7 protein-coding genes are annotated in these 18131 nt (G+C 36.9%); 3 read left to right on the forward strand and 4 right to left on the reverse strand.

Going from position 1 to position 18131, the window contains the following annotated elements:
* Positions 1 to 57 precede the first annotated feature (57 nt).
* The 3 genes from FND99_RS05035 to FND99_RS05045 all read left to right on the forward strand — a co-directional run bounded on the left by FND99_RS05035 (position 58) and on the right by FND99_RS05045 (position 14023).
* Positions 58 to 3906, forward strand: coding sequence for a T9SS sorting signal type C domain-containing protein (locus FND99_RS05035; protein ID WP_246074171.1), 3849 nt, complete (start codon positions 58 to 60; stop codon positions 3904 to 3906).
* A 603-nt stretch (positions 3907 to 4509) separates the two neighbouring features.
* The gene (locus tag FND99_RS05040) at positions 4510 to 9825 is read left to right on the forward strand and encodes a fibronectin type III domain-containing protein (RefSeq protein ID WP_144336894.1); all 5316 of its coding nucleotides are present in this window, start codon (positions 4510 to 4512) and stop codon (positions 9823 to 9825) included.
* A 466-nt stretch (positions 9826 to 10291) separates the two neighbouring features.
* Complete coding sequence (locus FND99_RS05045) at positions 10292 to 14023, forward strand: T9SS sorting signal type C domain-containing protein (protein ID WP_144336895.1); 3732 nt, start codon at positions 10292 to 10294, stop codon at positions 14021 to 14023.
* Positions 14024 to 14094: 71 nt separating this feature from the next.
* Here FND99_RS05045 and FND99_RS05050 read toward each other — a convergent pair whose 3' ends face one another.
* From FND99_RS05050 to FND99_RS05065, 4 genes are all read right to left on the reverse strand, one after another.
* Complete coding sequence (locus FND99_RS05050) at positions 14095 to 14961, reverse strand: cupin-like domain-containing protein (RefSeq protein WP_144336896.1); 867 nt, start codon at positions 14959 to 14961, stop codon at positions 14095 to 14097.
* An 81-nt stretch (positions 14962 to 15042) separates the two neighbouring features.
* Positions 15043 to 16131, reverse strand: coding sequence for a biotin synthase BioB (gene bioB, locus FND99_RS05055; protein ID WP_144336897.1), 1089 nt, complete (start codon positions 16129 to 16131; stop codon positions 15043 to 15045).
* 173 nt (positions 16132 to 16304) lie between these two features.
* Positions 16305 to 16742 (reverse strand): hypothetical protein, encoded by a 438-nt coding sequence (locus tag FND99_RS05060; protein ID WP_144336898.1) that lies wholly within the window; start codon positions 16740 to 16742, stop codon positions 16305 to 16307.
* A gap of 365 nt (positions 16743 to 17107) precedes the next feature.
* Positions 17108 to 18037: a bifunctional riboflavin kinase/FAD synthetase gene (locus FND99_RS05065; RefSeq protein WP_144336899.1), complete on the reverse strand. Its 930-nt coding sequence runs from the start codon at positions 18035 to 18037 to the stop codon at positions 17108 to 17110.
* Between the last annotated feature and the right edge of the window lie 94 nt (positions 18038 to 18131).

Raw genomic sequence — 18131 nt, forward strand, 5'->3', positions numbered from 1 at the left:
TGTAAATTATAAATTTCAGAAAATTCTTTCAATTTAATATTAATCTCACTTTTGATTTTGAATAAAAAACTACTTTACGCAATTACCTTGATTGTTTTTTTTGGAAATTCTGTTATTTATGGCCAACAAGGAAAAGTTGATATAACTTTTAATACACTGGACGATGGCTTGATTGGTGACGGTTTTGATAATGCAGTACGAACATTGTCGCTTCAAAAAGATCAAAATCTTATCGTTGGAGGCGATTATTTGAACCTTAACGGAATTTCTTCTCCCTATTTAACACGCCTAAAACCTGATGGAAGTGTCGATGAAAATTTTCATGTGGGAAGCGGTTTTAACGGAAAAGTTTATGCATCATTTATTTTGCCAGATGGTAAAATACTTGTCGGCGGAAGTTTTACTTCCTATAATGGCACTGCTGTTGGCCGGTTCGTTCGTTTAAATTCTGACGGAAGTCTTGACGTCTCATTAAATACTTCTATTGGCGCTACAATTGGAATTATATACGACATCGCAGTTCAGTCAGACGGAAAAATAATCGTTTGTGGCAGCTTTACAAAATACAACAATGTAACCGCAAACCATATTGCACGAATTTTGCCTAATGGTACTTTGGATGCTGCTTTTTTATCTACAGGATCTTCGGCAACCATTACAAAAGTCAAGGTTTTGGCTGATGGAAAAATACTGCTTGCCGGAAATTTTACTGCTTTTAATGGAGCTTCAAGCAATAGAATTATTCGTTTAAATGTTGATGGAAGCACGGACATAAGTTTTAATATAGGTTCGGGATTTGATGATAATGTTTCGACAATGGAAACTCAACCAGATGAACTAATTGTTCTGGGTGGTAAATTCACATCTTATAATGGTACAACTGCAAACCGAATTATAAGAATCAGGCAAGATGGCAGTATTGATGCTTCTTTTTTGAGTGGATCTGGCTTTGATTCGGGAACGGTTCAGACAATCAAAATAAATGCTGTTGGTGACATGATGGTTGGTGGATCTTTTACAGGAATTTATAATGGTGCGGATGTTAATCGTGTTTGTCTTCTTACAAAATCTGGGATCCTTATCGAAGAAGAAAATTCCAGATCTGGTCCAGCTTCAGCTTCAGTTTTGGCTTTAGAAATTGATAATGATGGTGCTTGGTACATTGGAGGTTCATTTTCGGTCTTTGATGGTTTAAACCAAGGAAGATTGGCTAAAATTAACATTGATGGCGAATATGATACAGGATATCTAGCTGCGGGAATTGGTTTTGATAATTCGGTTTACAAAATATTGCCCTTAGAAAACGGCGAATCGATGGTAGTTGGGAATTTTAAAAAATTTAATGGAAGTCCAACCAATAGAATTGCAAAACTTTTAGAAGATGGTTCGACGGATCCTGATTTTAATTCCGGAAATGAAGGAGCAAATAATTTAATTAAAACAGCGGTTTTGCAACCAGACGGGAAAATTATTTTGGGCGGAAATTTTACAAAATACAATGAGACTATTGTTAACCGAATTGTACGGATTTTGCCAAATGGAGAAGTTGATCCCTCTTTTATAGTAACTTCTGGCTGTAACAGTCAAGTCTATGCAATGGCTATTCAGCCTGATGGAAAGATTATTGTTGCTGGCGGTTTTACTAAATATAATGATGTAAATGCTGGCAGGATTATTAGGCTTTTGCCAAATGGCTCGAAAGATGCCAGTTTTAATGTCGGAATTGGCGCAAATGCTATTATCGAAGCCATTGTGATTCAGCCCGACGGAAAAATTTTGGTTGGTGGACGCTTTATGAGTTTTAACAACAGCAATTATGCAGGTTTAGTGCGATTAAATACAGATGGAATTATAGACCCAACATTTACAATTGGTGATGGATTTGATAAATACGTGTATGCATTAGGATTGCAGTCTGATCAAAAAATTATTGTTGGAGGTTCTTTCTTAAGTTTTAATAAAGTTGTGCAAAAAAGATTCTTGCGTTTAAACCCAAACGGAAGCTTGGATACTTCATTTGAGTCGGGTTCTGGTTTTAGCAAAGGTGATGTCCGTAGTATTTTGGTACAGCCAGATGATCGTATTTTGGTAGGAGGTACTTTTTCGGGAAATTATAAAAACACAGTTTCATTGCGATTGCTGCGATTACTAAAAACTGGAAATGTTGATACTTCTTTTAATGCGCAGCTCAATAATAAAGTGTATTCAATGTGCTTTACTTCCGATTTTAAACTTTTAATTGGAGGCGATTTTAATTCGGTTTCTGGAATTTCTAAACACCGAATTGCAAGATTGAAACTTTGTTTAGATTCTACAACTTGGGATGGAAATTCATGGTCAAATGGCTTTCCGTCAGGCGGAAAAGAATTGTTTTTTGCCGATAATTACACTGCTTTGACAAGTGCTAATGTTTGTAGTTGCACTATTGATGAAGGCAAAAATGTTTTTTTGTCAAGCAAAAATACTTTGGGTTTAGAGTTTGCTTATTCGGGCCTCGGAACTTTGATTTTAGAAGATGGAGCAAATTTATATCAGTCAGATGATGAAATTATCAATACCGGACATATTCATCTAAAAAGAAATTCATCACCTATTTTAAGTTCAGATTATACATATTGGTCATCGCCAGTTGATGAACAAAAGCTTGTAAATCTTTCTCCTAACACCTTCTCCGATAAATTTATGACTTTTGATACGGCTGCAAATAATTGGAAAGTTGAAAACGAATCCAATAAAATGTTGCCCGGAATTGGTTACATTATTCAAGGACCAAAAGACTTTTCGTCATCAGTCCCGGTTAGTTATTTAGCTACTTTCAAAGGATTGCCGAATAATGGAAAGGTTGAAATAAATATGGGCACGGCGAATAGTTTTAATTTAATTGGAAATCCATATCCTTCGACATTAAATGCAGATGCTTTTTTAAAAGAAAACGCTTCAAAAATTAAGGGCACAATTTATTTTTGGACACACAATACGCCTATTGCAAATAACAAATATACATCTGACGATTATGCGGTTTACAATCTGTTGGGCGGTGTTGGAACGCGTGGCGCTTTGACATCGGGAGTGATTGAAACGATTCCGGATAAGACAATTGGTGCGGGTCAGGCATTTTTTGTGGAAAGCCTAAATTATGGAATCATAGAATTTAATGATAAAATGAGGATGAAAGAAAAAAATACATCCTTTTATAAACCTTCAACAAATGCAAAAAATCAAAAAAACGATATCAAAAAACAGCGAATCTGGTTGGATTTACAAAACGAACAAGGTCTTTTTAAACAAATTTTGATAGGTTATATTGAAGGAGCAACGGAACATTTTGATACTAGTTATGACGCCGAATCTTTTAATGCAAACAAGTTTGCAGATTTTTACAGCATTGCAGATGACAAAGAATTGGTCATTCAAGGAAGAACTTTTCCTTTTGAAGAAGCAGATTCGGTAATGCTTGGTTATTCGTCAAAACTTGCAGATGTTTTCAGTTTTAGTATTGATCAGATTGATGCGGAATTTTCAGCCAATGTGTATCTTGAAGATAAAGATTTAAAGGTAATTCATAATTTAAAAGAAGCTCCATATTATTTCAAAAGCGAAGCCGGAACTTTTAACAATAGATTTGAACTGAAATATATTGACAAAAGCTTGAATAGTGCCGATTTTCAAAGTAAAAATGAAAATGTTTTTGTTTCAATAAAGGATAAACAAATTTATATAAAAACATATGAAGACTTTCTTGACGAAGTTGAAATTTATGATATTTCTGGAAAGATGCTGTATAAAAAAACTAAAATTGATTCAAGAGATTTAATGATTCACAATATAATTTCAATTAATGAAGTTTTATTGGTGAAAGTAAAATTGGAAAATGGTTTTTTAGTGACTCGAAAAGTAATTTTTTAACTATTTTTTCTCCAAATAAACAATCCGTTTGTCATTTTGCAAACGGATTTTTTTTTGTGTTTTTTTTCGAAGAAAAAGCCTTAGTCAGACGTTTTTTTTTGACATTTTTTAAAATGAATTTTGATTTTTTTTAATTAACGTGATAATTTGAAAAATCAAGATTTTTTAATTTCAGTTGATTTGCAAAATTTAAAAGACCAATTGCATCAAAAGAAAAAAAATGAAAGAAATTACTTAAAAAGTTGTGGATTAAAAAGAAATTTTAATTATAAGTGCTTGTTTTTTAAATAGTTGTTAAAATTTTGTAAATTGTTTAACGCTGTTTTCATAAGTTTTTAAGCTTGATTTTTACATTCGATTTCCGCCTTTTTTAATTGAAAACAGATTAAGAAAATTGTTTCAGCCCCTTTTCTTCCAAAAAATTAAAATACTGGTTATTACTATTTAAATACCAAATTAAGGGAACAAAATTACTTTTATCACCATTATTTTTCATTACTGTCCAGGCCTTTATAAGAATTCCTGTTTAATGTGGTATTTAAGAATGCAGAATAAATTTTGAGTTGAATCTGAATTTAATTTTTGTTATTAAATAAGCGCAGTATGAAAAAAACATTACTTATCTCAGTATTAGTTTGTCTTCCTGTTTTTCTTTTGGCACAAACTACAGCAACATTTACTTTAGGAGGCTCGCAAACATTCGTTAGTCCGGCAGGCGTTACCAGTATTACGGTACAAGCTTGGGGTGCCGGCGGTGGTGGTGGAAGTTCTACGAATCCAGGTATACGTGGAGCAAGAGGAGGCTCTGGAGGAGGTGGAGGTGCTTTTGCAAGTGCTGTATTAACAATAACATCTGGTGAAACACTTACTGTAAACGTCGGTACAGGCGGTAAAGGTGTCGATAGTCAAAACGGAGGCAATGGTGGATCTTCTGGAATAACTGGATATTCTATTTTAGCCGAGGGAGGAAAAGGTGGTTTGGTAAATAATGGTAATTTAGTTGTAGGTGGTGTGGCAGGTTTAGCAGCAAATTCTTTAGGAACTACTACAACTTCAGGTACTGCCGGAGGTAATGGAGAAGCTGGTCTTACTGATGATACGGGTGGAATTATAAGTTCTGGAGCAGGAGGAAACGGTGCAAACGGCGGAGGTCTTGGCGGTGCAGCAATTTCGACAGCTTTTACAACTAATTTGGGAAATCCAGGAGCAGCTCCAGGTGGTGGAGGAAGCGGTGGACGATCTTCGTTTTTTGGTCAATCAAGAAAGGGTGGCGATGGAGGAAATGGAAAAGTAACAATTTCTTATACCTGTCCCACTTATAGCTTAACCAGTACAACAGCTACTGCTGTAAATGTTTGCTCAGGAACTTCTTCTGAAATTACTTTGACAGGAAATCTGCCTGTCGGACTTTATTCTGTTTCTTATGATATTCAAGGGACAGCGCAGACGCCAGCCTCAATGAAGGTTACTACTGCCGGGACAGGAAGTTTTATTGCAACCGGCTTTACTACTGTAGGAACACGAACAATTAAAATTACGGCTTTGTCATCAGGATCAAGTTCTGTGGCTTCTGAAAACTGTACTTCATCACCCATTAATTCAAATAATACAGCCGATGTTACTGTAAATTCATCTGGTACCGCGCCAGTTGCCTTAGCGGGAAGCAATGCAACTTGTACACAAATTACAGCAAATTGGCAGGCGGTTGCAGGGGCAACTTATTATGAGTTGGATGTTTCAACTGTGAATACCTTTGCTACTTTTGTTGCTGGTTACAATGCACTTAATGTTGGAAATGTATTGTCTTACGTAGTTTCAGGTAGTGCAAATACAACTTATTATTATAGAGTTAGGGCTTTTAACGGGAGCTGTATAAGTTCAAATTCGAATACAATAACCTACGCGACTCCTGTAGCGCCGACAACTCCAACAATGGCTGCGACTCCTGTAACCGGAAATGCTTGTACACAGTTTACATTGAATTGGAATACGGTTGCAAATGCGACAAGTTATACGGTGCAATGGTCAACTACAGCTGCTAATTTTAGTCCAATTTTAGGAACTGCTTCTAATGTTACTACTACAAATTATACAATAACAGGATTAACAAGTGGTACTTCTTATAGATATCGAATTGCAGCGGTTAATGGCTGTGGTACTAGTGGCTATGTGATCGGTGATGTTACTCCGACAGGATCTGTGCTCTCAGCACCAACGAATCCAAGTTCTAATACCGTCTTGTGTTCGCAATTTAATGTTACTTGGACGGCCGTAGCTGGTGCAACAAGTTATGAAGTACAAAGCGCAACCGACGCTGGATTTACAACGGGAGTTGCTACGTTTACGGGTATAACAACCAATTCATTTACCATAACGGGGCTAACATCACTTATGACGTACTATTATCGTATAAGAGCGATTAATGGTTGTGGAAACAGCGCTTACGCACCAGGCCCTGCTTCAGTTACTATGAATAGTGCATTGCCAGCGGCCCCTGGTTCTGTAACCTCGAGTAATGTTTACTGCACCGAATTTACAATGAATTGGGCAGCTTCTGTCGGAGCTGTTGATTATACGGTTGAACGTGCTACCAATGCCGGTTTCACTACAGGATTAGTTTCGGTGGGAGGCATTACAGGTACAAGTTATACTTTTACAGGGTTAACCGTTACGACTGCATATTATTATAGAGTTTATGCCCGAAATGGCTGTGGAAAAAGTGCGGCAGCCGGAGTGCCTTCGCCAGCTTTTATTACAACTGCAACTCCTGCAACAGCTCCAACTGTTACTGCTGATGGTCCTTTAACAATTTGTCAAACAGATGGAGTTAATCTTACGGCTAATGATCCACTTCCTTCTGGTTATGGTTATTTATGGTCGAATGGTGCAACTTCAAAGTCAATATTTGTTACCGCAGCCGGAAGCTATACTGTTCAATTTAGCAGAACCGGCGGATGCAACAGTCTGCCATCTGCAGCACAAAATGTGGTTATTCAAGGACTTCCAACAGCAATCGCAGGAGGATCTCAGACAATTTGTTCCAATGGTACTGCAACTGTAAGCGGTGCATCATTTTCAAATGGAACGATTAAATGGACTTTTAGTGGTGGTTCTGGAACATTAACAGGAGATACTACGCTTACGCCAACTTATACGCCAACGCTTGGTGGTGCGGCAAGGACAGTTATACTAACCATGACGGTCACTAGTAATAATACTTGTGCTCCACAAATTGCAACGGCTACGTATACAGTAAACATACAGGCCGCACCTACTGTTTCTATTACAGGTTCTAAAATTATTTGTTCGACGGAAGCTGCTACAGTTTTGGCCGGAGAAGCCACCGCGGCAAACGGAACCGTTTCATGGACTCATGATGGTTCGGGAACTCTTTCTAATAGTACAACTTTAACGCCAACTTATAATTCAGTGGCGGCTGATGCTGGAAAACAAGTAACCTTGACATTAACTGTAACAGCTGGTTGTACGCCAACATATGTAGTTTCAGATATATATCCTATCGCGGTTAGAGCCGAAAATACCGTTACTGCTGCTTCATCATCGCCTGTATTGTGCGTTAATACATTAATGCCAAATATAACACATACCACGACGGGGGCTACGGGCATCGGAACTCCTTCGGGTTTGCCAACTGGCGTAACAGCTGCTTGGGCGTCAAATACAATAACGATAAGCGGAACGCCATCAAATACAGGAACATTCAATTATAGTATTCCTTTAACAGGTGGTTGTGGCACTTATAACGCAATCGGAACTATTATCGTCAATTTAAATAGTGCGGGACCGGCATCTTCATCTCCCACAGTTTGTAATCATACGGTAATGACAAATATTACGCATACAACAACTGGAGCAACGGGCATTGGTACGCCGTCTGGTTTGCCACCGGGCATTACCGCTGCTTGGTCATCAAATACAATTACGATTAGCGGAACTCCAACAAATACGGGAACATATAATTATACAATTCCTTTAATTGGTGGTTGTGGTTCAATAAATGCTACAGGAACAATAACGGTAAATCCATTGCCGATTACGCCGGGTATTGGAACAATTGTGCAACCTACTTGCGTTAATCCGAAAGGGAGTATTGAACTAAACGGTATCTTAACGGGTACAAATTGGACGATAACACAATCAGGAACAGCCTCGCAAGTTTACAATAGTGCTGGGCCAAATATTACAATTCCAGATTTAATACCGGGAAATTATACTTTTACGATTCATGATGGTGTAAATTGTCCTTCACTAGCAACGGTGAGTATTCAAATCAAAGTGCCCATAACAAATGTATATTCGGGAACTTGGTCAAATGGAAATCCAGTCGCTACTGATATACTTGAGTTTGCCGCCGATTTTCAGTCGACGGGTGATTTGAGCGGTTGTTCGTGCAAAGTGGATGCAGGCAAAAAAGTGACTATTAATTCGGGACACACTTTATCCATCGAAAATGATGTTGTAGTAGAATCTGGTGGCGGTGCAGTGCTAACTTTTGAAAATAGTGCTAGTCTTCTTCAGACAAATAACGTGACTAATACTGGAAATATCAATTACAAGCGCAACAGCCTGCCTATTCGTCAAGCGGATTATGTGTATTGGTCAACACCTGTAAATCCGCAGAGATTGGTTGATGTTTCTTCGCAAACCAGAGATGATAAATTTTATGCTTTTGATGGCAATGATTGGGTGGGAATTTCTAAATTCAGTAATATGACAATCGGGAAAGGATACATAATTCGAGGACCCGAAACCTTTTCTAATACTGCTCGCAGTCCTTTTTCAACGACTTTTATTGGAGTTCCAAATAACGGAACGATTTCGGGAGAAACGGTAACTGCTGACAAGTATTATCTAATCGGGAATCCATATCCTTCTGCCTTAGAGGCTGATAAATTTATTACTGCAAATAATGTTTTAGAAGGAACTCTTTATTTCTGGACTCACAATACTCCAGTTGTTTTAGTGGGTGCCTATAAATACAATGCAGACGATTATGCTACTTATAATTTAAGTGGAGGAACTGCAACAGCAGCAGCTCCAACGGGTACTGCTGCTCCCGGAAACAATCCGAATGTACCTAGTGGTCACATTGCGGCCGGACAATCTTTCTTTGCAAAAACAAGTGGAGCAGGAACTATTACTTTTAATAATTTAATGCGAAGCGGTGGCGCTAATAACGGTCAGTTTTTTAAACCGAGTAAAGATTTAAGTAAACAAACAATCGAAAAACACCGAATTTGGCTGGATATGACAAATACGGAAGGTGCTTTTAAACAATTATTGGTTGGCTACATAGAAGGTGCAAGCAATGATTATGAAAAAAGATATGATGGAGAGAGTTTCGACGGAAATATTTATCTCGATTTCTACAGTGTAAATAATAATATGCATCTTGCGATTCAAGGTCGTGGATTGCCTTTTTCAGATGCTGATTTGGTACCGCTCGGATATCGTACCACAATTGCAGGTGATTTTACAATTTCGATAAGTCAGACAGATGGAAATATGAGCAGTCAGGCGATCTATTTAGAAGATAAATTGACCGGAATTGTTCACGATTTAAAAGAAAGCAATTATACTTTCAAAACAACGGAAGGAACTTTTACAGATCGTTTTGTCTTGCGCTACACTAATAAAACTTTGGGAACAACTACTGTTGAAAATCCTGAAAGCAGTGTTTTGATTGCAACTAAAGACAAAGTGATTAAAGTGACTTCTACAGTTGAGATACTTGACAAAGTTTACATTTTTGATGTTGCAGGAAAACTGATTTATCAGAAACTAAACATTGGAGAAAAAGAATTGCAGATCACCAATCTGCAGTCATCTAATCAAGTATTGCTCGTGAAAACGGCACTTGAAAATGGAAATTTGAAGGATTCAAAAATTGTTTTCTAAATAAAAGAAATCTCTTTATAGCAAAAAACCATTCCAGAAACGGAATGGTTTTTTATTTTAAAAACTGTTAAAATGAGTTTTAACATTCTCTTCCTCGATTTAAATGATTTGAATAATTAGCTCTCCTATAATGTTAAAGTACTGATTAACAAGTTAAAGTCCTTCTAATATTGTAAATAAAATCGTACCTTGTTGTTGTTTTAATCCGATAAACAACGTAAAAGCCCGTCGTAATGCATTTTTAATGGCTTTCAGAAAGCACTCAAGTCTTTTATCTGCCAAAATACAAATCATTATTTTTAAATACCACACTTTGTCAGCTCATAGTTTTCTTCTATCTGCTGTATTTAGCGCACTCCGCAGAAAACTATATTGTTGTTCTGTTTTTCAATTTTAAGGTATTTAAAAATTAGAGATGATTCTAATATCCGCTGGAATCTTTTTTTAACTTTTAAAATGCCACAGTATGAAAAAATCTTTACTCAAATCGCCCTTTCAATTTTTATTTTATTTAAAAAGACAAAAATTATTTCTTCTGAATAAAAATCTACGATTGTGGTTTCTTTTAATATTTACTTGTAATTCTTTATTTGCTCAACCTCCACATACTTATACAGCTAATAATACACTTTTTGTTCCTGCAGGGGTTACTTCTATGGACGTTGAAGGCTGGGGTGCAGGTGGTGGCGGTGGAGACGCGAGCGGTGCAACTGTCGATGGAAGAAGTGGCGGTGGCGGTGGCGGAGGCGCATATGTAAAAGGTAAAATTACAGTTGTACCCGGAGCAACTTTGAATATTAGCGTTCCAGGGACGACCGCCAAGGGAGTTGATGGAGGGAATTCAACTATTTTGGGATTCGAAAGTGTCTTTTTTGCTGCAGGAGGAAAAGCAGGAACTACAAATAATGCGGGAGGAAGTCCTGCCGGCGGTAAAGGTGGCTTAGATACGAATTCGTTTGGTTCGATTACAAAAACTTCTGGTGCTGACGGAGGTTCCGGAAACACAGGTATTCTTGGATTATTGCAAGGTTCTGGAGCTGGGGGTAAAGGTGGTGGTGCGTCTGGAGCAGGAGGTGCCAGTGTAGCCAGTACAGTTTTAGGAAGCTTTCCTGGAAATCCCGGAACACCGCCCGGTGGTGGTGGAAGTGGCGCTATGACCACGCTTTTAGGCGGAACGCAGCCAGGCGGTACAGGAGGTGGAGGTCAGATAATTGTGAATTACACTTGTCCGACATACGGTTTAACCGGGATTTCAGCTTCGCCTGTTTGTAGTTCGCCAGGAAATGCTACTATATTTCTTTCGGGATCTCAGGCTGCTTTACCTGTTGGAGTTTATACTGTTACTTACAATTTGACCAATCCTGCAAGTAACGGATTAACAACTGCTTTAACAGTAACTACAGCAGGGTTGGGGAGCTTTACATTATCAGGATTTACTGTTGCCGGTACACGAAATATTACTATTACAAGACTAACATCAGGAGCTTGTTTTACTGATGTTTCTTCTAATAATACTGCAAGCATTGTTGTTTCTTCACCATCAGTTGGGGGAACGGTTGGCGGAGGGACAACAATTTGTAGTGGTTTCACAAGTGGTAGTTTAACTTTAACAGGAAATACCGGTACTGTTTTAAATTGGGAATCTTCCGTTAGCCCTTTTACTGTTTGGACTCCAATTATGAACGCTACAACAACCTATACTTCTGGCATATTGACACAAACAACACAGTTTAGAGCTGTTGTACAAAGTGGCGGATGCTCTTCAACGCCTTCGGGAGCAACGACAGTTACGGTAAATCCAATTCCTGTGCCTGCTTTTTCAGTGCAACCGGGATCTTCAGTTTGTGTTTCGACAGATGTGACTTATACCACTTTAGTAGGACAAGCAAATTATATTTGGTCAGTTCCCGGTGTACTCGGAACCGATTATACTATTACCGCGGGCAATATTTCTTCTGGCAGTAACACGGTTACTTTACAGTGGCTCACGAGTGGCAGTAAAACAGTAAGCGTCAAATATTCTTCCAATGGATGTCCCGCAACCACAAATGCAACAAACACAACAACCGTAACAAAAACAGATCGTGGCGTTGTAAATGGTGGTGTTCATGTTTGTCAAGGAAATGCTAGTCCGCTTTTAACACTGAATAATTATACCGGTACAATTGTGAGATGGGAGTATGCGACAGTAATACCATATGTTTGGCAACCTATAGCAAATACTGCTCCTACATATCAGCCTGGAATATTGACTGAAAGTACGAGTTATCGAGCTGTTGTAAAAAATGGAACCTGTCCTGAGGAATTTGCAATTGAAACAAGAATTGATGTCGATCCTTTGCCTCCTGCTCCAAATATTTTAAATATTACGCAACCAACTTGTACCACGCCTACGGGTAGTATTACTTTAAATGGACTTTCTGGGTCGGGAAACATTCTGCAATCTGATGGGACAACGGTTACGCCACGTGCTTATTCAGGTACTTCAATAACAATTTCAGGATTGCCTTTCGGGAAATATAAATTTGCAATTGACAATAGCTGTGCTATAACCTATTCAGCCGAAATCACGATTATGGCAAATACATGGAACGGTACTTCGTGGTCTTATGGAACAGCAAATCCGTCATTTAATGATTTGGTCGATTTTCAAGGAGATTATAATTTGGGTAATGATATAAATGCCTGTTCTTGTATCATCAGCAATAATGCAGCAGTGATGATTCAGCATGGCAATACTTTAAATGTAGTCAACGGAGTTCATGTTGATTCTGGAAGTTTGACTTTTGCTGATGGTGCTAGTCTCTTGCAAACAAGTACTGATAATACCATAAATACAGGAATTATTACTTACAAACGAAATAGCCAGCTCATTCGTCAAGCGGATTATGTGTATTGGTCAAGTCCTGTAAAAAATAGAAAATTAGTTGATGTTTCGCCATTGACAGCCAGCGATAAATATTTTAGTTTTGATGGCACTCAATGGGTGGCTGAAGACAGGAATAATGTAATGGTTGTTGGAAAAGGCTATATTATTCGTGGTCCTGACGATTTTTCAAATACAGCTAGATATCCCTTTGCAACGACTTTTGTCGGTGTTCCTAATAACGGAGACATTACGGGAGAAACTGTTGGCGCTGAAAAATTTTACTTAATTGGGAACCCTTATCCTTCTGCTTTACACGCTGATGATTTTATCAATGGAAATCCTATTCTAGAAGGAACATTATATTTTTGGACACACAATACACCAGTCGTTTTGGTTGGTGCTTATCAATATTCTACAGATGATTATGCTACTTATAATTTAACAGGAGGAGTTGGTACGGGTACGCCTGCAGGTTCTGGAAATACTTCGGGAAATAACAATACACCGCCAAGCGGCGATATAGCGGCCGGACAATCATTTTTTGCAGGTACTGCTGCATCTGGAACTATTGTTTTTAAAAATTCAATGCGAAGAGGCGGAAGTACCAATACTCAATTTTTCAAAACCAAAGCAGATGCAAGTGAATCTGATCTTGAGCGAAATCGAATTTGGCTGAACATGACTAACGATGAAGGGGCTTTTAAGCAATTGCTTGTTGGCTATATCGAAGGTGCAACGGATGATTTTGACAGAAAGTTTGACGGAGATAGTTTTGATGGAAATAAATTTCTGGATTTCTATAGTATAAACAACGACCATAAACTAGCAATTCAAGGACGTGCTTTGCCTGTTAGATCTGCTGATATTGTCCCGCTTGGATATCGAACAGAAATTGCCGGCGATTTTACAATTTCAATTTATCATATTGACGGTGCTTTGACTTTGCAGCCTATTTTTTTAGAAGATAAAACCACAAATAAAATAGTTGATCTCCGAGCTGGAAATTATACTTTCAATACAGGAGCCGGAACTTTCACTGACCGATTCGTACTCCGTTATTCTGATAAATCTTTGGGTGTTGATGAGGTTTCAGATGTCGAAAATAATGTTTGGGTGTCTATAAAATCTAAAGAAATTAAAGTGACTTCGAATAAAGAAATAATTCACGATGTTAATGTTTATGATCTTTCTGGAAAATTGCTTTATGAGAAGAAAAATATTAACGCAACTGAATTGCAATTACAGAATTTCCGCTCTGAGAATCAGGTTTTACTAGTAAAAGTGACTTTGGAGAACGGAAATATCGCGACCAAAAAAATTGTATTTTGATAAATGATAAAGAAAAAGAGCAGTTAAAGAATTAAACTCTAACAGCTCTTTTTTTTATTTTAAAACCTTATTTAAGCACTCTTTCGAAGATTTTCGTGAGTGTTTGTGATTGCTTTTTCATTTTTATAATCAATCCATTTTTGACCTTTGAATTTTCGCATCAAAATATCAAAATGGCGCATAATAAAAACATTGTATGCAGCTTTTGACAAGTTGGTAATGTTTTTAGGAAACGATCTTAGGCTCATTGAAAATCCCGGCGTCAAGTATTTCATATAATGCCAATAACCTTCTGGCATATATAGCATTTCACCATGATTGAGGTTTGTAATATAACCTTCGGCGTTTTTTAATGCCGGAAATTTTTCATAATCCGGATTGTCAAAATCAATGTCTTCTCTCGAAATTAATGCATGCGGCACTTTGTACATGTATTTCGATTGATCTGGTGGAAAAATCATGCATTGTTTTTTTCCATGAAAATGAAAATGCAGGATATTCGAATAATCAATATCAAAATGCATGAAGACTTTTGAATTCTCTCCGCCAAAAAACAGCATCGGCATTTGCTTGACTAATCTCAAACCAATATCAGGCCATTTAAAGTCATTATTCAACGCTGGCACTTCTTTCATCAAATTATAAAGAAAAATGCGGTAATTGGTAGGTTTTGATTCTAAAAGAGCAATATAATCGCTCATTTTCATTTTGGTATGCGCTTCGTTAAAACCATCTTCGTGATTTACGGGACGATCATCATATAGCGGAACTGTAATATCGCCTGCGATTTCATTAATATAGGATAATTTCCATTTTTCATAAGCGGGCCAGTCTTCGGTCAGCTCTTCAACAACCACAGGAATTTGTTTTTTAACATATTGGGAAACAAAATCAGCTTTTGAGATTTTTTTTACCCTTTCGATTTGTTTTAACTTCATCTCTCTAAATAAAAAAATTGCTTATAACTCAATGTCATAAGCAATTTAAAAATATTTATTCAGATTGTTGAACTCTATTAACTAAATTTTTGATTTTATCGAGTGTTCAACATTTCGTTCAATAGTGTGTCCTGGTCTTGACCATTTAGGTTTTTCGCCTAATGGAGCAAACTGTGAGTCTGCTGCTTCAACAGTTTTTGGCTGTGAAACTTTTGTAAATGGCTTCTGCGGATTCAATCCTAAAAGTTCAAACATTTTCATGTCTTCGTGAACATCTGGGTTTGGTGTTGTAAGCAATTTGTCTCCTGCAAAAATTGAATTTGCTCCTGCGAAAAAGCACATTGCTTGTCCTTCGCGGCTCATATTTGTTCTTCCTGCAGATAAACGAACTTGTGTATCTGGCATAACAATTCTGGTTGTAGCAACCATACGAATCATTTCCCAGATTTCAACTGGTTTTTCATCTTCCATTGGAGTTCCTTCAACGGCAACTAATGCATTAATCGGCACAGATTCTGGTTGCGGATTTAAAGTTGAAAGCGCAACAAGCATTCCTGCTCTGTCTTCAATGCTTTCTCCCATTCCGATAATACCACCACTACAAACCGTTACATTTGTTTTACGAACGTTTTCGATAGTTTCTAAACGGTCTTCAAAAGCACGTGTTGAAATAACATCTTTATAATAATCTTCAGAAGTATCTAAATTGTGGTTGTAAGCATATAAACCTGCTTCTGCCAAACGTTGTGCCTGATTTTCAGTAATCATTCCTAAAGTACAGCAAACTTCCATGTCAAGTTTGTTGATGGTACGAACCATTTCTAAAACCTGATCAAATTCTTCACCGTCTTTTACGTTTCTCCAAGCTGCTCCCATACAAACGCGAGATGATCCGCTTGATTTTGCACGCAAAGCTTGTGCTTTTACTTGGCTTACGCTCATTAAATCATTTCCTTCAACGCCAGTATTGTAGCGTGCCGCTTGTGGGCAATAACCGCAATCTTCTGGACAACCTCCGGTTTTGATTGATAATAATGTTGATACCTGAACTACGTTCGGATCGTGATTTTGCCTGTGAATGGTTGCCGCTTCATACAGAAGATCCATAATTGGCTTATTATATATGGCGATGATTTCGTCTTTGGTCCAATTGTGTTTTGTAATGCTCATTGATACAATGTTTTTGAAGCCTCAAAAGTAGTTAAATTGTTCTAATCAACCAATGATGTAGTCGGTAAATGAATATTTGACAGTTATTTTCAAAAAAGAAACACTCTAAAATCATAAAAATGTATAATTCTATGATTTTAGAGTGCTAAATGTTATTTTTTATTTTGAAAATATTAATCGGCAACATATTTATTACCCCAATAAAGCATCATCAAAAAAGTTACGATGACCGATGAGGCAACTCCTTCAAAAAGCAAACAGATGCAATAAGTTGGTACAGAAGGATTTCCTCCAAACATAAATGTCTCTGATAAGGTTTTTACATAGGCATCTCCGCCTCGTGCATAGCTATAAACTAGTAATCCGAAAACACTCATTGACACGCCAACTACTGAAGTTGCCATGGCAGAAACTGCATTCGACACAAAATTGGTTTCTCCTTTATGCAGGTTCATTAGCATGGTTCTGTTTACGCCATAAAAGATAAAGAACACATTTAGAGTACGTAAATAGAACAAATCGGCAAGACCTAATAGATTCATCAATAAAAAATAAATGCCTATTCCAAGGAATATTAGAAACCCGTTGGTTATTTCTTTAGGTAGTTTCATAGTGGTTATTTTTAAAGAAGTTAATAGTAAATATTTGAAGAACAGTGTTCTATATCAAATTTACTAAAAAAATAACTACGATGGCTTAAAATTGGTAAAATGTTGTGTATGAGGAATACGATTATGAAAAAGTTGTTATGTCATATATGAAGTCCTTGACAGGACAATTGATCGGGCGGAATATTTTTTCTACCAATATTTCATTCCTAACGGAATATTATTGTAGACATTTATATTGAAAAAAGCGAGATTTTGCGGATTTTAATATGATTTAGATATATCTCGTAGAGATTCAATATTGGTAACACAATATGGAAATGTTCGATTTTGTCCCATCGGGACTATATATTTTTAGAATTAAATTATTAAAGCTTGCTCACAAAATCTAAAGCGTTTGCCTTATCCTGATTTAACTGCTCTTTCAATAAATCAACGGAACCGAATTTTTGTTCCTCGCGAAGATATTTCAATAACGAAACTTCAATTTGTTTTCCGTAAATATCTTCATTAAAATCAAATAAATTAACTTCAATGGTTTGTTTTTCGCCGTTTACAGTTGGATTGAAGCCAATATTCATCATCCCAAAAACTTCTTTTTGATCTACAATTGCTTTTACAGCATAAACGCCCGTTTTCGGAATCAATTTGTAATCTTCTTCAATTTGAATATTTGCCGTTGGAAAACCAATTGTTCTTCCTAATTGCTTTCCTTTTACAACTTCTCCCGATAAAAAATAATTGTAACCCAGATAATCATTGGCCAAAGCCATATTTCCTCCGTTTAAAGCTTTTCTGATTTTTGTCGAACTAACCGAAACATCTTGAATTTCCTGAGCCGAAATTTGTTCTACTTCAAAACCATATTCAGCGCCAAAAGCAATTAAATCATCAATATTAGCCGTTCTGTTTCTTCCAAAACGATGATCATGTCCAATAATTATTTTTTGAATATGAAATTGATCAACTAAAATATCCCGAACAAATTCCTCTGCGGTTAATCTTGAAAAACTTTCGTTAAAAGGATGAATTATAAGGTTTTCAATTCCTGTTGCTTCTAGAAGTTTTGTTTTTTCGGAAATTGTATTTAAAAGTTTGATTTCTGATTTCTCTTGTAAAACCATTCTTGGATGCGGAAAAAAAGTAAGCACCAAACTTTCATATTTGCCGTTTTCGGTATTCTGTGTAATTCTTTCCAGAATTTTTTTATGACCAATATGAACACCATCAAAGGTACCAAGTGTTAAGATTGTTTTCTTGGTCGAATGGAAATCGTTTATAGAATGAAAGAGATTCAAAACAAATAATTTAAGATGCTGCAAATTTATACTATCTATTTTGAATTTGATGCCAAGGAGAATTGATTTTTTTGGCTGAAGATGGTTTCTTTTT

It is taken from the genome of Flavobacterium daemonense, assembly GCF_007341385.1.
Lineage (GTDB): Bacteria > Bacteroidota > Bacteroidia > Flavobacteriales > Flavobacteriaceae > Flavobacterium > Flavobacterium daemonense.

What these genes read in the sequence shown, in the direction of transcription:
- FND99_RS05040 (WP_144336894.1), top strand. Translation starts at nt 4,510, where the DNA reads ATGAAAAAAACATTACTTATCTCAGTATTAGTTTGTCTTCCTGTTTTT.
- FND99_RS05045 (WP_144336895.1), top strand. Translation starts at nt 10,292, where the DNA reads ATGAAAAAATCTTTACTCAAATCGCCCTTTCAATTTTTATTTTATTTA.
- FND99_RS05050 (WP_144336896.1), bottom strand. Translation starts at nt 14,961, where the DNA reads ATGAAGTTAAAACAAATCGAAAGGGTAAAAAAAATCTCAAAAGCTGAT.
- bioB (WP_144336897.1), bottom strand. Translation starts at nt 16,131, where the DNA reads ATGAGCATTACAAAACACAATTGGACCAAAGACGAAATCATCGCCATA.
- FND99_RS05060 (WP_144336898.1), bottom strand. Translation starts at nt 16,742, where the DNA reads ATGAAACTACCTAAAGAAATAACCAACGGGTTTCTAATATTCCTTGGA.